Genomic DNA, 17,960 nt, shown 5'->3' with positions numbered 1-17,960 from the left:
TTCAAAATGTATTTGCTGTTATTTTGGCTGGAATTGTTGTGTTTATTCGCTGAAACACAAAAAGAGGTACCGGATTTTCCGGCACCTCTTTAGGAGCATATCATTTCGTTTATAAACCGATGGACATATATTTTGTTTCGAGATATGGTTCAATACCTTCTGAACCGCCTTCACGGCCGATTCCGCTTTCTTTCATTCCGCCGAACGGAGCTTGAACCGCGGATGGCCCTCCGTCATTCCAGCCGATAATTCCGTATTCGAGGTTCTCGGAAATATAAATGCCGCGACGGTAGTTTTCTGTGAAGAAATAAGCAGCCAGTCCGTACGGTGTATCGTTGGCGAGCTCAATGGCTTCATCAATATCTGTAAAAGTGACGATTGGCGCAACAGGGCCAAAGGTTTCCTCGTGCATGATATTCATGGACGTATCGACGTCAGCGAGCACTGTCGGATTGACAAAGTAGCATTCTTTATCATCGTTTCGTTCATAAGTGCCCCCAGCAACAACCTTCGCTCCTTTTTCAACCGCATCATCAATTTGGCTGACGATTTTTTCAAAGCCCCTTTTGTTGATAATCGGACCGACGTTAACGCCTTCCTCAAGTCCGTTTCCAACCTTCAGCTTCGATACTTGCTCGCTCAGTTTCGCAGCAAATTCATCTTTGATGGATTCATGGACAATGAGCCGGTTGGCGCATACGCATGTTTGGCCCGCGTTTCGGTATTTGGACACCATTGCCTGTTCAACAGCAAGATCAATGTTTGCATCTTCATCCACAATCAGCGGGGCATGCCCGCCGAGCTCCATGGATACGTGTTTCACAGTATCTGCACTGTTTTTCATCAGGATTTTCCCTACAGGTGTTGATCCTGTAAAGGTGATTTTGCGGATTTTCGGACTGCTTGTAAATACGTTTCCGATCTCCTCGCCATCACCGATGACAACCTGAAGCACATCTTTTGGAATACCTGCTTCATACGCGAGGCGTGCAAGTTCATAGGCTGACAGCGGTGTATCAGGCGCCGGCTTGATGATAAACGTACAGCCGGCAGCAAGAGCAGGCGCCGCTTTACGTGTAATCATCGCATTTGGAAAATTCCATGGCGTAATCGCGGCAACTGGGCCAACGGCTTGGCGCGTTACGACAATTCGTTTTCCGGTTGTCGGAGCCGGAACGGTTCTTCCATACACGCGCTTCGCTTCCTCTGCGAACCACTCGATATAACCAGCGCCGTACAGTACCTCGCCGACAGCTTCCTGGTACGGTTTTCCGTTTTCCTTCGTAATTAAATCTGCGAGTTCTTCTTTATGTTCAACGATTAGCTCATACCACTTTTTCAAAAGAGACGCTCTTTCGTTCGCTGATGTTTTAGACCATGATTTAAACGCTTGATGTGAACGTTCAATGGCTTCTTCTACTTCTTTGGCTGATTGCTGAGGAATCGTTTTGATTGCCTCGCCTGTAGCCGGGTTGTAGACCGTTAATTGATCTGGCATATTGAACATTCCTTTCTATCTTGTATTTACTTAAAATGATAGCAGACCCGTGCGTATTCTTTCCAATGATTAAGCTCGCAGACCTGCTTCCACAATGTGGAGCCCTTCATTCAGAAGATCATCTGAAATAACCAGCGGCGTCAGGAAGCGGATGATATTGCCGTTGATTCCGGCTGTCAGCAGCAGCAATCCGTTTTGATTCGCGTACGCTGCGATCGCTGCCGCTTTCGCTTTATCAGGTTCACGTGTTTCAAGGTCTTTGACGATCTCGATTGCTGCCATCGCCCCAAGTCTGCGGATGTCACCGATAAACGGGTATTCGGTTTTCCATTCAAGCGCTTTTTCTTCAATGATCCTGCCGATTTCCTCAGAACGTTTATTCAATCCTTCTTCTTCAATAATATCCAAAACAGCCAATGCCGCCGCGCACCCAAGCGGACTTCCCGCATACGTGCCGCCGAGCTCTCCGGGCGCCGCCGCATCAAGCATTTCCGCGCGTCCAATCACACCGCTTAACGGCAGACCAGCCGCAAGAGACTTCGAAACCGTGATCAGATCTGGGACGACACCAAAATGCTCGATCGCGAAGTAAGTACCCGTTCTGGCAAATCCGGTTTGAATTTCATCGGCTACAAAGACGATGCCGTGTTCTTTACAGAAGGAAGCAACATGCTGCACAAACCGTTTAGAAGGAATAATGAATCCGCCTTCTCCCTGCACCGGCTCCATCACAACACAGGCTACCGTTTCAGGAGCAACAGCTGCGATAAAGAAGTCATTGAACGCTTGAATGACCATATCGTCATATGCATCGTCACTCAGTCCGGCAGGCTTCTGATAATAATATGGAAACGGCGCCTGGTATACCTCTGATGCAAATGGACCAAAACCGAATTTGTACGGCTTCACCTTGCTTGTCATGCTCATTGTCATATTCGTGCGTCCGTGGAACCCGCGTGTAAACGAGACAACGCCTTGGCGCTTGGTATACTTTCTGGCGATTTTCACAGCGTTCTCCACCGCTTCCGCTCCGGAGTTGAGGAAAATCGCTTTTTTCTCATGAGTGCCCGGCGCAATGCCACAAAGCTTTTCAGCTAATTCAATATAAGACGGATACATCATGACGTTAAAGCCCGGATGGATCAGCTCCTCCGCCTGCTGCTTCACAGCTTCTACCACCTTCGGATGCGAGTGTCCGACGTTTAAAGTTCCAATGGCGCCAGCAAAATCAATAAATCTTCGGCCGTCCAAATCATACAGCTCTGCTCCCTCTCCTTTTACCGCCAGGCTGCGGTTTCCGTTGCTCACGCCCTTAGAAACAAATTGGTCCCGTTTTTGCTGCCACTCTGCGGTAGTGAAAGTTGATGCGGTTGTTTGACTCATGTAAATCCCCCCACTGTCATTGTTTTCTTATCATTCTGACTTCTTTTTGGTATGATGAAAAGTACCAATTATAACTTTTTAATGGTATCAGAAGGAGACACCGCAATGGACATCACAATCACTCTCGATCGCTCAGAAAAAGCCGATTATATCTATCAGCAGATTTATCAAAAACTAAAAAACGAAATCCTCAGCCGTAATCTGCTGCCCCACTCGAAGGTTCCCTCCAAACGTGAGCTGGCTGAAAAGCTGAAGGTCAGCGTAAACTCTGTGAATTCAGCCTATCAGCAGCTGCTCGCGGAAGGGTATTTGTACGCTGAAGAAAGAAAGGGTTTTTTCGTGGAACACCTGGACACATTTTCCTCTGAGGAACAGCCCTCATCTTCACTGCCGGATGACCTGAAAGAGGTTCATATCGATCAAAGCGATTGGATATCATTTTCACATATGAGTGCCGATACAGATCATTTTCCAATGAAAAGCTGGTTTCGCTGTGAGCAAAAAGCGGCTGCCCGCTCATACCGCACGCTCGGCGACATGTCTCATCCGCAAGGCATATATGAAGTAAGAGCCGCCATTACAAGGCTCATCTCTCTGACGCGAGGGGTGAAATGCCGGCCTGAACAAATCGTCATCGGGGCGGGCACTCAGGTGCTGATGCAGCTGCTGACGGAGCTTTTGCCTCAGGATGCGGTGTATGCGATGGAGGAGCCTGGTTACAGGCGAATGTACCAGCTTTTGCAACATACCGGAAAACAGGTGAAGACGATTATGCTTGATGAAAAAGGGATTTCCATTTCTGAAATTATCAGACAGAACCCAGATGTATTAATCACTACCCCTTCGCATCAATTCCCGGCCGGAGCGATTATGCCTGTATCCCGAAGAATTCAGCTGCTGAACTGGGCAGCGGAGCAGCCGAGCCGCTATATTATTGAGGATGATTATGACAGCGAGTTTAAATATGACGTAGACAGTATCCCGGCGCTCCAAAGCCTCGACCGCTTTCAAAATGTCATCTATATGGGCACCTTTTCAAAATCACTTCTCCCCGGATTGCGGATCAGCTACATGGTGCTGCCGCCGGAGCTGTTACGGGGTTACAAAAAGCGGGGTTATGACCTGCAGACCTGCTCGTCGCTTACACAGATCGCCTTGCAGGAATTTATTGAGTCTGGAGAATATCAGAAGCATATAAAAAAAATGAAGCAGCATTATAAAGAAAAGAGAGAACGCCTCATCAGCGCATTAGAATCAGAGTTTAGAGGAGAGATCACGGTAAAAGGGGCAAATGCGGGACTGCATTTCGTCACCGAATTTTACACCTGCCGCACGGAACAAGAGATACTCGCGCATGCCGCCGCCCAGCAGCTTGAAATCTTCGGGATGAGCCGGTTCCGCTTAAAAGAAAGCCGTCCGCAGCCAGACAAACCCGCGCTCATCATCGGCTTTGCACGGCTGAGGGAAGAGGACATTCAGGAAGGTGTGCGAAGACTTCGCCGCGCTGTTTATGGGACATAAAAAAATCCCCCTGTTCAGGGGATTTTTTACCAGCGCTCCTGGTCCACGTTCAGCACTGCTTTAAGCAGGCCCGGAAATGCCCTTTCCAGATCTTCTGTGCGAAGCGAATAATAACGGCGCTTTCCTTCTATGCGTACTTGAGCGATGCCCGATTCTCTTAATACTTTAAAATGGTGGGACAAGGTCGACTTTGCAACCTGTACATCGGCACAGGTGCCGCACGTTTTCTCTTTTGCTTCGGCCAATTGCTTCACCAGCTCTAAACGAAGCGGATCACTCAGTGCGTGAAGAACCTTTGTCAGCTGCAACGTTTCTGTTTCTGGATGGTTTGGAATGTTCATGACACAAATGTATCACACAACAATTAGAATGACAATTTTACTATTTGAGGGTTTTTCCTTTACCTGATTTTGATTACATGGTACATTTAGTTCGATCAAATTCGAACAATAAATTCAAAAGACAAATGGAGGAGATTTACATGATCGTATTACAAGCTTATATCAAAGTAAAACCCGAGAAACGCGAAGAATTTTTGAGCGAGGCACAATCGCTGGTTCAACATTCAAGAGCCGAGGAAGGCAACGCCCAATACGACCTTTTTGAAAAAGTAGGCGAAGAAAATACATTTGTGATGCTTGAACAATGGAAAGATGAAGCGGCGATGAAATCCCACAATGAAACTGCGCATTTCCAAGGGTTTGTAGCAAAAGGCAAAGAACTGCTGAGCGCTCCTCTTGATGTTGTCCGCACAGAACTCAGCGAGTAAGGAAAGGATGACTCACATGAACGAAGTAATCAAATCATTAACAGATCACCGCTCCATCCGCAGCTATACGGATGAGCCGGTGTCAGAAGAACAGCTAGACCTCATTATACAAGCGGTGCAATCAGCCCCTACTTCTATCAATGGGCAGCAAGTGACTGTCATCGCGATTCAGGATAAAGAGCGGAAAAAGAAAATCTCCGAACTGGCGGGCGGACAGCCTTGGATTGACCAAGCTCCGGTTTTCTTGCTTTTCTGCGCAGACTTCAACCGGGCAAAAATTGCGCTTGAAGATCTGCATGACTTCAACATGGAAATCACAAACGGTTTAGAATCCGTTCTTGTCGGCGCTGTAGATGCCGGCATCGCACTTGGCACGGCGACAGCGGCAGCTGAATCACTCGGGCTTGGCACTGTTCCGATCGGCGCAGTTCGGGGAAACCCAAATGAACTGATCGAGCTGCTTCAGCTTCCAAAATACGTGTTCCCTGTATCGGGTCTTGTCATCGGCCATCCTGCTGATCGTTCAGCGAAAAAACCCCGCCTTCCAAAGGCAGCGGTTTATCATAAAGAAACGTATTTGCAGCAGGACGAGCTGACATCACACATTCAGTCATATGATGAACAAATGGCCGAATACATGAAAAAACGGACCAACGGAAAAGAAACACGAAACTGGTCACAAGGCATCGCCTCATACTATGAGCGCCTGTACTATCCGCATATTCGTGAAATGCTCGAAAAACAAGGGTTTAAAGTTGAAAAATAAGCCTCACCCGGCCTGTCGGAATTCCGGCAGGCCTTTTTATTTGTCCGGATAAAATCCATTGACTTTCATTTTGTTTATTTGGTAAAATTTTATCAATGTTACTCATTGGTTTTCTGTGAACCAATGGGTTTTCTATTGTTCAAGAAAGAAGGAAGCCATGAGATGCTTGATAAAAAAACAGAAATCTTGTTAGCCGCGCGGAAGCTTTTTTCTGAAAAGGATTTTACGTCGGTTTCCATGCAGGCAATCGCGGAAGAATGTAAGATGTCAAAAGCTTCTATATATAAGCTGTTTCAATCCAAGGAAGATTTGCTTTTGGAGCTGCTGACGTTTAACCAAAAGCAGATGGTGGCCGCGGCATCAAGACTGCAGGAAAATACCGCGCTGACACCTGAGGAGCGTTTGATTCAAAAGGTCAAAATGGAGCTGGAAGGATTCAGGCGGAATCAGCAGTTTTTTAATATGCTGACCTACGGAAATCCCAAACTGCACAATGACCGTGTAAAACAGCATATCCATCAGACCAGATCGACGATTATCTGCTGGCACCGGGATTCGCTGATTCAGGCCTATGGAGAAGCCATCCTCCCTTTTGTATGGGATTTGGTCATCATTCTTCACGGCATGATGCGGGAATTTTTAATGCTGATCAAAATAGAGGAAAAACCGCTTGACCTTGACCCGATTGCAGCGTTTATCATCAGCACCCTCAATCAGATTATCAAAAACAGAGAAACGCGGCAGTCCCTGCTTCCGCCTGAGACCATCGAGCTCTATATCCAATCGGCGTCCTCCTACCAGCCAAAGGATAAATCACTCCTGTTATCAGAAAGCCTGAAAGAATTACATAAAGGCATCTCTTCCCTGCCCGCCGCGGATTATGACATCGATGAACTGGCATCAGCTGCAGCCATGCTGGAAGAGGAAGCAAAAAAGGAAGAGCCCCGCGCCTTTTTACTGAAATCACTGATTGGCTATCTGGAACAAACCGGTGTTTTAACACAGCCTATTTCTATGTTAAAAACACTGTTAATTACTTAAAGAAAAGAAGGGATCTTATTGGACACAAGTATTGAAAAAAAACCGTTTAACCGTTCTGTCATTGTCGGCATTTTGTTAGCCGGGGCGTTTGTCGCCATTTTGAACCAGACACTGTTAATTACCGCTCTCCCCCATATCATGAGGGATTTTCATATAGATGCAAACCAAGCCCAATGGCTGACGACTTCATTTATGTTAACGAACGGTATCTTAATTCCGATTACCGCATTTTTAATTGAAAAATTCACGAGCCGTACGCTTCTCATTACGGCGATGAGTATTTTCACTGCCGGAACAATCGTTGGCACGTTTGCCCCGAACTTTCCGGTTCTGCTGGCGGCCCGTATCATTCAGGCGGCCGGAGCCGGCATTATGATGCCGCTCATGCAGACAGTATTTTTAACGATCTTTCCGATTGAAAAGCGCGGCCAGGCTATGGGTATGGTCGGATTGGTCATCTCCTTCGCGCCTGCGATCGGGCCGACTCTTTCAGGATGGGCAGTAGAAGCTTTCTCATGGAGATCATTGTTTTATATCATTCTTCCGTTTGCCGTAATCGATTTGCTTCTCGCTATCATTCTTATGAAAAACGTGACGACATTAAGAAAAACACAGATTGATATTTTATCAGTTATCCTGTCGACCCTTGGATTTGGCGGGCTGCTGTATGGCTTCTCAAGCGTCGGCTCTTACGGATGGACCAGCTCAACGGTTCTGGTTTCACTGCTTGTGGGTGTGATCGCGCTGCTCTTATTTATTACAAGACAGATGAAGCTTGAAAAACCGATGCTGGAATTCCGCGTATTTACGTTTGGTATCTTCAGCTTAACAACCCTGCTGGGAACACTTGTCTTTGCTTTATTAATTGGTACGGAAACCATTCTGCCGCTGTATACACAAAACGTCCGAAACGTCACAGCCTTTGATACAGGGCTTATGCTTCTGCCGGGAGCCATTGTGATGGGCTTCATGTCCCCGATTATCGGAAGAATTTTTGACCGTGTCGGCGGAAGAGGCTTGGCGATTGCTGGTTTCTGTATCATCTTCCTGACGTCACTGCCGTTTATGCAGCTGACTGATCATACGTCACTGGCATGGATTGTCGTTTTATATACCGTTCGTCTCTTAGGGACAGCGATGATTATGATGCCTGTGACAACAGCCGGAATCAATGCGCTGCCGCGCCACTTGATTCCGCACGGAACAGCAATGAACAATACGGTTCGCCAAGTCGGCGGATCCATCGGGACTGCTCTCCTTGTATCCGTGATGAGCAACCAGGCGGCACATGCAGGAACCACAAATGTGAAACACGCCGCTCTGCACGGCATGAACGCCGCTTTTATCGTGGCAGCCTGTATCGCGCTTGCCGGCTTACTTCTATCCTTTACATTAAAGAAACCTCAGCGCCCCGCCGAACAGCAGCCGGCACGCTGATCCTATAAAAAAAGAGCCCCGCTTTGAGAGCGGAGGCTCTTTTTCGTTTTACTTCTCTAAACCGTCTTTCACTTCTTTAATCATTTGCGTCATTGACTCAAGTCCGCCTCCTGATAAGTACCAAGTAGCTGAATCAAGGTATACGACATGATCATTTTTCACGGCGTTTACGTTTTTCACATAGTCGTTTTCAACGACTTGTTTTGTAGATGATGTTTCACCGATTGCTGTACCGCGGTCAATAACAAACAGGTAATCCGGGTTTGTTTTTGAAATGTACTCATATGAAACGCTTTGTCCGTGAGTAGACGCTTTGATATTTTTATCAGCCGGTGTCACGCCGAATACGTCATGGATCAGGCCGTATCTTGATTTAGAACCAAACGCGCTGATTTTGCCGTCATTCGCCAGAAGCACTAGACCGTTTTTGTTCAGCTTTTCAGCTGTTTTCTTAAGATCTGAAATGGAGTTATCAATTGTTGCAAGTTCGTCTTTTACTTCATCTTCTTTATCAAAGATTTTACCGATTGTCTCTGCGTCTGATTTAAATGTTTCCATGTATTTTGCTGGATCTACGCCAAGGTAAATCGTCGGTGCGATTTCAGAGAATTCTTTGTAAGACTCAGATTGTCTTCCTGAAATAATAATGAGATCAGGATCCAAGTCAGCTACTTTTTCAAAGTCTGGCTCTTTTAAGCTTCCGACATCAGCATATTTGTCATCTTTGAATTTGGACAGATAGTTAGGAAGGGCTTGTTTCGGCAGGCCCGCTACTTTATCATCAAGACCTAATTTATCTAATGTATCTAAGCTTCCTAAATCAAATACGACGACTTTTTTAGGGTTCTTTGTTACTTTTGTGCCGTTTTTGTCCAGCTGGTGCTTTACCGTTATTTGTTCTTTTTTCGTGTCAGATCCTTTGCTGCTTGAGCTTTGGTTTCCGCATGCAGAAATGACAACAGCTGTCACCAATGCGATGAATAGAATTGCAAACTTTTTCATAGTCTTCACCTCTTCTGTATATTAAGAAAAATAAACACCTATTCTTTGGTTATCAATCGTCTGAATCGGGATGGTCATATCGTAGATTTCTTCGAGCACAGAGGTTTCAATGATCTCCTCCGGCGGCCCCTCTTTTACAATTCGGCCGTTTTTCAAAGCAACGATATGATCAGAGTAGACGGAAGCAAAGTTGATATCGTGAATCACGATCACGATTGTTTTTCCAAGCTCCTCTACCAGCCTCTTCAGAAGCTTCATTATTTCAACTGAATGTTTCATATCCAGGTTGTTCAGCGGCTCATCAAGAAATATGTAGTCCGTGTCCTGGGCAATGACCATTGCGATAAACGCCCTTTGGCACTGTCCGCCGCTCAGCTGATCCAGGTACTTATCCTGAATCTCCTCCAGCTTCATATAACTGAGCGCCTGGTTGATATGAACCCAGTCTTCCTCTGTCAGCCGTCCCTGTGAATAGGGGAATCTGCCGAAACGGACAAGGTCTTTAATGGTTAGTCTGATATTAATTTGATTCGCCTGCTTTAAAATACTCATTTTTTTGGCAAGCTCTTTGCTGTCGCAGGTTCCGATCTCTTCTCCGTCTATGAAAATCTCACCGGAATCCTTTTTGATCAGGCGGCTCATAATAGACAGCAGCGTACTTTTGCCGGCGCCGTTAGGACCGATAAACGAGGTGATTTTGCCTTTTTGAATCGTGACTGACGTCTCTTCAAGGACAACTTTCCCTCCATATTGTTTGCTTACATTTTTGACCTCTACCATGATTTATTCTCCTTTAACAGCAAGTAGATAAAATAAATCCCGCCGGCAAAATTAATAATAACGCTCAGCGTCGTTGAGAAGGTGAATACTTTCTCAACCACAAATTGTCCCCCGACTAACGCAATAATACTGATTAAAACAGAACCTGCGATTAAGTATGAATGCTTATATGTTTTCAGAAATTCTCTCGCCAGGTTGACGACGAGAAGCCCCAAGAACATAATCGGGCCGACAAGCGCTGTAGAAACAGAAACAAGAATCGCGATCACGATCAGCATCTGTTTAACAACTTTGTCGTAGTTAATGCCCAAATTGACAGCGTGTTCACGGCCGAGTGAAAGCACGTCAAAAAATTTCGTAAAACGCCAGACATAGATACCGGTCAGCAGGAAGATGATAAAGGCGAGCCATAATAGATCAGTGTTGATGTTGTTAAAGCTGGCAAACATTTTGTCCTGCACAACCTGAAACTCATTCGGGTCAATCAGCATCTGCATAAAGGAAGACAGGCTGCTGAACAGCGTGCCGAACACGATTCCGATGAGCAGAAGGAAGAAGATATTTTTCCCCTCACCTTTGAACATGATCTGATAGAGAACAAAAGAAAACAGCACCATCAGCAACACAGAGATGATGAAGTTGATGTTTTTATTCATGATTACGATATTCATTGAACCGAACAAAAAGATAATGACGGTCTGAATCAGCATATAGAGAGAATCAAGGCCTAAAATGCTGGGCGTCAGGATGCGGTTATTCGAGATCGTTTGGAAGATCATTGTTGAAAACGCAATCGCTCCGCCTGTCAGCATAATGGCAGCGACTTTTTTGATTCTTCTCGGCAGTGTGTAATCCCAATTGCCTAAGTCATAAAACAGAAATAAACCGATACATACAACAGCTATACCAACAAGCAAAGCAATTTTCATCTGGTTACGCATACGCTTTTCTCCTTAACAGCATAAACAGGAAAATGCCGCTGCCGATGATTCCGACCATCAGACCAATCGAGATTTCATAAGGGAAGATAATGACTCTGCCCAATATATCGCAAAACAGAACAAAAACCGCTCCCAGCAGCGCAGTGTGCGGCAGGCTGTTTTTCAGGTTGTCTCCTCTGTAAATCGATACAATATTCGGGATGATTAAACCGAGAAACGGAAGCATACCGACAGTCAAAATGACAAGTGACGTAATCAGGGATACGATAATGAGCCCGATGTTCACAACCCGCTTATACTTGAGGCCGAGGTTGACAGAAAAGCTTTCTCCCATACCCGCCACTGTAAATTTATCCGCATAAACATAGGCAATGATGACAAGCGGAATACTCAGATAGAGAAGCTCGTATCTCCCTTTCACAACTAAGGAGAAATCCCCCTGAAGCCATGATGACACGTTTTGGATCAAGTCATATTTATACGCGATAAACGTCGCGATTGAGCTGACGATATTCCCGAGCATTAAACCGACAAGCGGAATAAAGATGGTGTCGTTAAACTTAATTCTTTCAAGAATTTTCATAAACAGAAAATTACCAACTAAAGCAAAGACAAAAGCAATCAGCATTTTCATTAATGGACTTGCCGATGTAAACAGAAGCAAGGATATTAAGATTCCCAGCCTCGCCCAGTCCATCGTGCCGGCCGTCGTCGGTGACACGAATTTGTTTCTGGTGATCTGCTGCATAATCAGGCCGCAGATGCTCATGCTCATCCCTGCGATTAAAATGCTGATCAGCCGCGGCAAACGGCTGGCAAAGAGCGTTGATGCCTCTTCTTTGCTTAGATCGAAGAGATCAAGCGGCGACAGATCTTCTACGCCGATAAATACAGAAGTGACTGCTAGTATGATAAGTAGAAAAAATAAGTAACGTAACTTCATGCTGCCTCCTTACATCCTTACAGCAAAAAGAACGTATCTCCTACTCCGCAAGGACTCAAAACAATATGGCCATATAGTAATTGATTATCATTATCATTTACATATTACCACTTTTTTAGTGTTAGTCAATATTCTTTAAAAATATTAACCTCGTTATCTATTCAATTTTACTCATAATTCAAACCATTTTCCATCACAAATCGTTAGTCTGTTTACCATATTTATCTTCACTATGCTTCAACTTCGGCATCAAACCTGACATAATTCCTCTCTGTAAATACAAATGTTCTTTCCACATAGAAATTTCCCCTTGATTTACAAAACTGAAAGAGGGATAATAAATACTAAATTTGTGTGAAAATTTTAAACATTAGGAGATGTAAACATGAAGGTCGTTAAATTCGGAGGCAGCTCACTCGCTTCAGGCGCACAGCTTGAAAAGGTGTTTCAAATCGTAACCTCAGATCCCGCACGCAAAGCTGTAGTGGTGTCGGCTCCGGGCAAACGCTATTCCGAGGATACGAAAGTGACTGATCTCTTAATCACATGTGCTGAACAGTATTTATCATCTGGAAGCTCCCCTGAACTGGCGGAAGCGGTAATTGAACGCTATGCTCTGATCGCAAATGAGCTTCAGCTTGAGCCGTGTATTATAGAAAAAATCCGCGATGATTTGTTTACGCTTTTAGAAGGAGATAAAAGCAATCCCGAACAATATCTGGACGCTGTCAAAGCAAGCGGTGAGGATAACAACGCTAAGCTGATCGCCGCCTATTTCCGCCACAAAGGCGTGAAAGCGGAATATGTAAACCCGAAAGATGCAGGCCTATTTGTAACTAATGAACCCGGCAACGCGCAGGTGCTGCCTGAATCGTATCAAAATCTCTATCAGCTGAGAGAGCGTGAAGGCCTCATCATATTCCCCGGCTTTTTCGGTTTCAGCAAGGATGGCGATGTGATGACATTTTCACGGAGCGGTTCTGATATTACAGGCTCTATTTTGGCCAATGGTCTTCAGGCCGATCTGTACGAAAACTTTACTGATGTAGATGCTGTGTATTCTGTTAATCCTTCCATTGTTGACAACCCGAAGGAAATCCACGAGCTGACATACAGAGAGATGCGCGAACTGTCGTACGCAGGCTTTTCAGTGTTTCACGATGAAGCGCTCATTCCGGCCTTCAGAGCGGGCATTCCCGTGCAGATCAAAAATACGAACAACCCGTCGGCGAACGGAACACGCGTCGTCAGCAAACGCGATAACACAAACGGTCCTGTCGTCGGTATTGCCAGCGATACCGGCTTTTGCAGTATTTATATCAGCAAGTATTTAATGAACAGAGAAATCGGATTTGGCCGCAGAGCCCTGCAAATCCTTGAAGAACACGGTTTGACGTATGAGCATGTTCCATCGGGAATTGATGACATGACGATCATCTTAAGACAGGGTCAAATGGATGCTTCGGTTGAACGAAGCGTAATGAAGCAGATTAAAGAGGATCTTCATGCCGATGAAGTTATTGTCGAGCACAATCTGGCGCTCATTATGGTTGTAGGAGAAGCAATGCGTCATAATGTCGGCACAACGGCAAGAGCAGCCAAAGCCTTATCAGAGGCAAAAGTGAATATCGAAATGATTAACCAAGGATCTTCTGAAGTGAGCATGATGTTCGGCGTAAAAGAAGCCGAAGAAAGAAAAGCCGTCCAAGCATTATACCGGGAGTTTTTCGCGGGAGTGCTGGTCTCTTAATCTATACATAAAAGCGGGCGGCAGAGCCCGCCTTTTATATTGTCCGCGTCGATCGATGAATTTTTCATTCTTGCCTTGTCCACTATTCCCCTATTCATCTGGCCGATTCCGCATCCATCATAGGGAGGTCAGGATACTCTAACGGTGGCGGTTACGGCTTCGGTTCTTTCGCTTTAATCATTCTATTAATTATCGTAGGTACTGCCTTTACAATTTTCAATCCCTATCTGAAAGCCCTGTCCGCTGCGTTTATGCAGCATATCATAAAGTAATCTCACAGGGAGGTGGCATCAGATGTCTGGTTACGGAAACTCTTTTGCTTTGATTGTTGTGTTATTTATCCTCTTGATTATCGTGGGAGCTGCATTTTTTAACGGAGGCTACTAAGAAAAAGGAATCTCCATGAATCAGGCGGCGCCGTAAGATCCATATCCTGCGTCGCTGTTTCTTTAGAAGAAAACCCCTTCTCTTATTGAGAAGGGGCCTGGTTCTTACGTCATTCCTCTTTCTGTGACATGGAAGTCGGATGCTTCAGCATGTGCAGAGACGCCAACCGCTGTAAAAACAGCTGCTGCAGCCAAACAAATAACAAATAACTTAGATTTCAATTTCATACAAACCTTCACTCCTTTGTATTTGTTTTCTTGCCTCTTCAACTCTAAGAAAGTAGGAAGCAGACAGTTCAAACCATTTTTGTTCATAGTAATATTTTGCTACTTCTAGGGCTAAATCCTCTATATCAGCATACATATTTTTATTTTTTAAGTATTGAAAACATCGTTCGATTCCTTCTGTGTTGGGCTGTGCCTGATATAGGGATTGTAAAAACTCAAATTTTACCGCGTAATCTGCATCGTCTGTTTCTTTAGCATATTCATAGCCCCTCTTGTGATATTCCGAAGCCTTCTCATGTTTTCCGCGTTTATAATAAATAAGTGTTATTAAAAAATATGCCTGAGGCAGAGAATTGGTGATTCTGCTGTTTTCAAAAGTAGAAACTGCTTTCTCAAAATGGTCAATGGCAGGGTCGAGAAGGTCTTGATTGTAATAACACAGCCCCAAATTATAAAATGCTCTTCCAACCAATTGGGCTCTTTGTTCCGCTTCCGCCATCTCCAGCGCCAATTTAAAATGCCGTGCGGCTTGTTCGAAATTTCTCTCATCCATGAGGTTAACCCCGAACACGAAATGGCATTGGATAATCCGAACATTATAGGTTTCCTGCTCTACATAAATTTCATATGCATTCTTGATATGAATCAATGAAAAGTACGTTTGCTTCATATAATAATAAGCTTCCGCGATTTTAAAATAAAATTCAGCCCGTTCAATATGATCGGAAACAAAAGAAAGTTTTTTCTCCGCCTGTTTGTAATATGTAATGGCAGAAATAAATTCCCGCTTATCAAACTCATACATTCCGCGGAAGAAATTCACATAGTAATCAAGAAGCCCTTTTAGGTCAGCTTGGTTGCTGTCTATATTTCGTGATAATTCAGACAGGCTTGGCTGGTCTTCGATATTTAATTTCTCCAGCGGCTCGAGATAATCAAGCATAAGCTGGTGGCGAAATTCCATTAGTGAGTAATATAACAGCAAGTTGGAGTCATGCTGCATGTGTTTCAGTTCCTGCTGGATTTCAGCTTTTAGCACCTCGGCATCCGGTACACTGAAGGTCCGGATATATTTGTACCACTCGTTAATTTTTTGACCGACCGCTGAAGAAGGAATTACCCCGCTCTTCATTCCTTCACCCTCTCCCATCAAAAACTGTTTATGTCATATTTTATCATGTTTACAGACTGTCCTAACCCGAAAAACACGCAAACTTTATTTCGGGAGCACGCAATAAAAAAAGGAATACCGAAGCGATATGAGAAAGAAGGCGGCAGCATCTGATGATATGCCGCCGCCTTGCATGATTTAATGCTGTTTTGCAGGTAAAGGAAAGCGGATAATGAATGTTGTGCCTTTCCCTTGTTCACTCTTAATGTCTATTGTACCTTGATGCATTTCCACAAGCTGCTTGACGATGGAGAGGCCGAGGCCGTATTCTCCGTACGCCGTGTTCGTTCTTGAAATATCAGCTTTATAGAATCGCTCCCAAATATGCTCGATATCCTCTTTTGAAATGCCGATTCCCGTATCTTCAATCTCGATAATGGTCTCTTTATATCCTTCTGTTCCCCGCAGCCAAATGTCCCCGTGTTGTGTAAATTGGATGCTGTTTTTCGTAATGTTCATGAGGATTTGGATTAACCGGTCATAGTCGGCATGAACGATCACGCTGTCCTCCACCTGAATCACCAGCTGATTTTGCTTTTCATCCGCCTGCTGTTCAAGGTGCTCTTTAATGATTTCGAATACCTCTATCAGTGGAACGTCAAGCTTGTTCAAAGTGATTTGCTGTGATCTGATCTTTTCATAATCGAGATTTTCTTTGACGAGCCGCAGCATTCGCTTCGTTTCCTCACTGATGAGCGAGAAGCATTTTTCTTTATTTTCCTCTGGAATTGTATTGCTGTTCAGCCCTTCAACCAAACCGTTAATGGTTGTCAGCGGCGTTCTTAATTCATGGGATACATCGGCAATAAACTGCCTTCTCCGCTTCTCGAGCCGGTCGATTTCATCCCTTGAATGCTTTAATTTCTTTGCCATGATATTAAAGTCAGACGCCAGCACCCCGATTTCATCCCGATAGCTGTTTTCCAAGTGAATATCATAGTCGCCGGAAGCTACTTTATCCGTTGCTTCTCTCAGCTTTTGAATTCGTTTCACATGGAATTTGGAGAGCAGCCAGCTGACGAGAATGGTAATGACAAGCGTACTGATCATCGCGTAAAACATATAGAGATTGACCTGATTAATCATTTGCTCAACGCCGCTGATCGGAGAAATCAGCAGTACCGCACCTTTAAATTCATTGTTAACAAAAATCGGCTGTGCCACAAGGGAAACCTCATCGTTAAAGCGGCCATCCGCTCTGTTCATGACTGTCTGCCCTTTTTTCAGCTTCTCCCACTCCGCTTTCTTTAGCTTTTCCCTTGGGTGAAAGTCTTCAGGGTGAAAATAAGGCACCTGGTCTTCATTAAAGATGAGAAACTGTGTTTTTCTTGTCCTTAAAATGTCCTGATATGGGTATAGCCGGCGTATATCAACCTGGCCGGTTTGAAATTCGCTTGCAATCTGCACCGCATATGACGTCAGTTCCTCTACTTTATTTTGGTAGGCAAACTCTTTCACGAAGTGAGAAAAAAGAGAAATAATGATAACAAATGCTAAAATTAATATGCTGACATGGCTCAGCAGCAGCTGATATAAATATTTAATCCTCATCAAATTTATACCCTACTCCCCATACAGTATATAGGAAAGGCCTGTCCTCACTTGCAAGCTTTTTCCGCAGCCGTTTAATATGGACATCGACAGTCCGTTCGTCTCCGTAGAACTGATAGCCCCATACCTGCTCTAGCAGCTGCTCTCTGGAAAACACCTGCCGCGGGTTCTGCACAAGGTAATAAAGCAGGTCAAATTCCTTAGGTGTAAGGTTTTCAACAGGCTTTCCGTTTAAAAATACTTCTCTTGTCTTTTTATTAATTTTAAAGCATTCCGATTCAATCGTATCTTCTTCCACTGCCGCCTTGCCCGTCGCCTGATATCTTCTGATCACGGCTTTGATGCGGGCAACCAATGTCAGCGGGCTGAATGGCTTCGTCACATAATCGTCCGCACCCATCTCAAAGCCGATCACCTGATCTGATTCGGTGTCTTTGGCAGTCAGCATGATAATCGGAACCGTGCTTGTCTCCCTTATTTTTCTGCAGATGGTTACGCCGTCCATAGACGGAAGCATAATATCCAGAATCACCAAATCCCAATTTCCTTCCGCAAAACGCTGATACCCCTCTAAACCGTCATGAACAAATTCAGCTTCAAAACCTTCCTTAAAAAAGAACATTTCTGTCATCGTACAAACACTAACGTTATCTTCTATCATTAAAATTTTCATTGGTTCCTCCGATTGTTTAGATGCTTTTTTCTATAATAGCACCATTTTATACAGAAGATTTTAGGTTCCACAATTGTTAGTTTTTATTTCATCAACTAGAAATAGATTGTTCATATTTTT

Annotated in this window: 17 protein-coding genes and 2 pseudogenes; 8 read left to right on the top strand and 11 right to left on the bottom strand. The window is 44.6% G+C overall.

The features are described from left to right. Positions 1 to 109: 109 nt before the first annotated feature. Together gabD and gabT are read right to left on the bottom strand one after the other, a co-directional pair. Positions 110 to 1,498: a succinate-semialdehyde dehydrogenase gene (gabD, locus tag HC660_RS02225; protein ID WP_168746938.1), complete on the bottom strand. Its 1,389-nt coding sequence runs from the start codon at positions 1,496 to 1,498 to the stop codon at positions 110 to 112. A gap of 69 nt (positions 1,499 to 1,567) precedes the next feature. Continuing rightward, complete coding sequence (gene gabT / locus HC660_RS02220) at positions 1,568 to 2,881, bottom strand: 4-aminobutyrate--2-oxoglutarate transaminase (protein WP_168746937.1); 1,314 nt, start codon at positions 2,879 to 2,881, stop codon at positions 1,568 to 1,570. 105 nt (positions 2,882 to 2,986) lie between these two features. On the opposite strand from gabT, the pseudogene gabR reads away from it, so the two are divergent. Beyond that, positions 2,987 to 4,466: pseudogene (gene gabR / locus HC660_RS02215) on the top strand (MocR-like transcriptional regulator GabR). Here gabR and HC660_RS02210 read toward each other — a convergent pair. After that, entirely contained in the window at positions 4,429 to 4,743 is a 315-nt protein-coding gene (locus HC660_RS02210) for an ArsR/SmtB family transcription factor (RefSeq protein WP_010333032.1), read from the bottom strand. The pseudogene gabR and the gene HC660_RS02210 sit on opposite strands and share 38 nt — an antisense overlap. 140 nt (positions 4,744 to 4,883) lie before the next feature. Between HC660_RS02210 and HC660_RS02205 the strand changes: the two genes are divergently transcribed. From HC660_RS02205 to HC660_RS02190, 4 genes are all read left to right on the top strand, one after another. Further along, complete coding sequence (locus HC660_RS02205; protein WP_003225015.1) at positions 4,884 to 5,171, top strand: putative quinol monooxygenase; 288 nt, start codon at positions 4,884 to 4,886, stop codon at positions 5,169 to 5,171. 16 nt (positions 5,172 to 5,187) lie between these two features. Continuing rightward, on the top strand, positions 5,188 to 5,937 hold the full coding sequence (locus tag HC660_RS02200; RefSeq protein WP_168746935.1) for an NADPH-dependent oxidoreductase: 750 nt from the start codon (positions 5,188 to 5,190) through the stop codon (positions 5,935 to 5,937). Positions 5,938 to 6,099: 162 nt separating this feature from the next. Beyond that, on the top strand, positions 6,100 to 6,978 hold the full coding sequence (locus HC660_RS02195; RefSeq protein ID WP_168746934.1) for a TetR/AcrR family transcriptional regulator: 879 nt from the start codon (positions 6,100 to 6,102) through the stop codon (positions 6,976 to 6,978). Positions 6,979 to 6,996: 18 nt separating this feature from the next. Further along, a complete protein-coding gene (locus HC660_RS02190; protein WP_010333029.1) occupies positions 6,997 to 8,415 on the top strand; it encodes an MDR family MFS transporter in 1,419 nt (472 codons plus the stop codon). 48 nt (positions 8,416 to 8,463) lie between these two features. Here HC660_RS02190 and HC660_RS02185 read toward each other — a convergent pair whose 3' ends face one another. The 4 genes from HC660_RS02185 to yclN are packed head-to-tail and all read right to left on the bottom strand — an operon-like array spanning position 8,464 to position 12,081. Next, positions 8,464 to 9,417, bottom strand: a complete 954-nt coding sequence (locus HC660_RS02185) for a siderophore ABC transporter substrate-binding protein (protein WP_168746933.1) — start codon at positions 9,415 to 9,417, stop codon at positions 8,464 to 8,466. 21 nt (positions 9,418 to 9,438) lie between these two features. Continuing rightward, on the bottom strand, positions 9,439 to 10,197 hold the full coding sequence (gene yclP / locus HC660_RS02180; protein WP_168746932.1) for a petrobactin ABC transporter ATP-binding protein YclP: 759 nt from the start codon (positions 10,195 to 10,197) through the stop codon (positions 9,439 to 9,441). Next, positions 10,191 to 11,138 carry a petrobactin ABC transporter permease YclO gene (gene yclO / locus HC660_RS02175; RefSeq protein WP_024120217.1) on the bottom strand — a complete coding sequence of 316 codons (948 nt, stop codon included), beginning with the start codon at positions 11,136 to 11,138 and terminating at the stop codon, positions 10,191 to 10,193. The genes yclP and yclO overlap by 7 nt, the downstream gene beginning before the upstream one ends. Next, a complete protein-coding gene (yclN, locus tag HC660_RS02170; protein WP_010333025.1) occupies positions 11,131 to 12,081 on the bottom strand; it encodes a petrobactin ABC transporter permease YclN in 951 nt (316 codons plus the stop codon). Before yclN ends, yclO begins: the two co-directional genes overlap by 8 nt. 385 nt (positions 12,082 to 12,466) lie before the next feature. Here yclN and HC660_RS02165 point away from each other — a divergent pair, with 385 nt between their 5' ends. The 3 genes and pseudogenes from HC660_RS02165 to HC660_RS02155 all read left to right on the top strand — a co-directional run bounded on the left by HC660_RS02165 (position 12,467) and on the right by HC660_RS02155 (position 14,218). Continuing rightward, positions 12,467 to 13,831: an aspartate kinase gene (locus tag HC660_RS02165; protein WP_168746931.1), complete on the top strand. Its 1,365-nt coding sequence runs from the start codon at positions 12,467 to 12,469 to the stop codon at positions 13,829 to 13,831. A gap of 119 nt (positions 13,832 to 13,950) precedes the next feature. Then, a pseudogene (locus tag HC660_RS02160) lies at positions 13,951 to 14,040 on the top strand (YjcZ family sporulation protein); the annotation flags it as partial. 85 nt (positions 14,041 to 14,125) lie between these two features. Then, entirely contained in the window at positions 14,126 to 14,218 is a 93-nt protein-coding gene (locus HC660_RS02155) for a YjcZ family sporulation protein (RefSeq protein ID WP_026014660.1), read from the top strand. 104 nt (positions 14,219 to 14,322) lie between these two features. Here HC660_RS02155 and phrC read toward each other — a convergent pair whose 3' ends face one another. The 4 genes from phrC to yclJ all read right to left on the bottom strand — a co-directional run bounded on the left by phrC (position 14,323) and on the right by yclJ (position 17,840). Continuing rightward, complete coding sequence (gene phrC / locus HC660_RS02150) at positions 14,323 to 14,445, bottom strand: phosphatase RapC inhibitor PhrC (RefSeq protein ID WP_010333023.1); 123 nt, start codon at positions 14,443 to 14,445, stop codon at positions 14,323 to 14,325. Further along, the gene (rapC, locus tag HC660_RS02145) at positions 14,429 to 15,577 is read right to left on the bottom strand and encodes a response regulator aspartate phosphatase RapC (protein ID WP_168746930.1); all 1,149 of its coding nucleotides are present in this window, start codon (positions 15,575 to 15,577) and stop codon (positions 14,429 to 14,431) included. Before rapC ends, phrC begins: the two co-directional genes overlap by 17 nt. 177 nt (positions 15,578 to 15,754) lie before the next feature. After that, positions 15,755 to 17,170: a two-component system sensor histidine kinase YclK gene (gene yclK, locus HC660_RS02140; protein WP_168746929.1), complete on the bottom strand. Its 1,416-nt coding sequence runs from the start codon at positions 17,168 to 17,170 to the stop codon at positions 15,755 to 15,757. After that, a complete protein-coding gene (gene yclJ / locus HC660_RS02135; protein ID WP_010333020.1) occupies positions 17,157 to 17,840 on the bottom strand; it encodes a two-component system response regulator YclJ in 684 nt (227 codons plus the stop codon). Before yclJ ends, yclK begins: the two co-directional genes overlap by 14 nt. Positions 17,841 to 17,960: the final 120 nt, after the last annotated feature.

Source organism: Bacillus mojavensis (genome assembly GCF_012648005.1).
GTDB lineage: Bacteria > Bacillota > Bacilli > Bacillales > Bacillaceae > Bacillus > Bacillus mojavensis.
The sequence above is the reverse complement of the archived record's forward strand: the minus strand, read 5'-3'. Positions and strand labels throughout refer to the sequence as shown.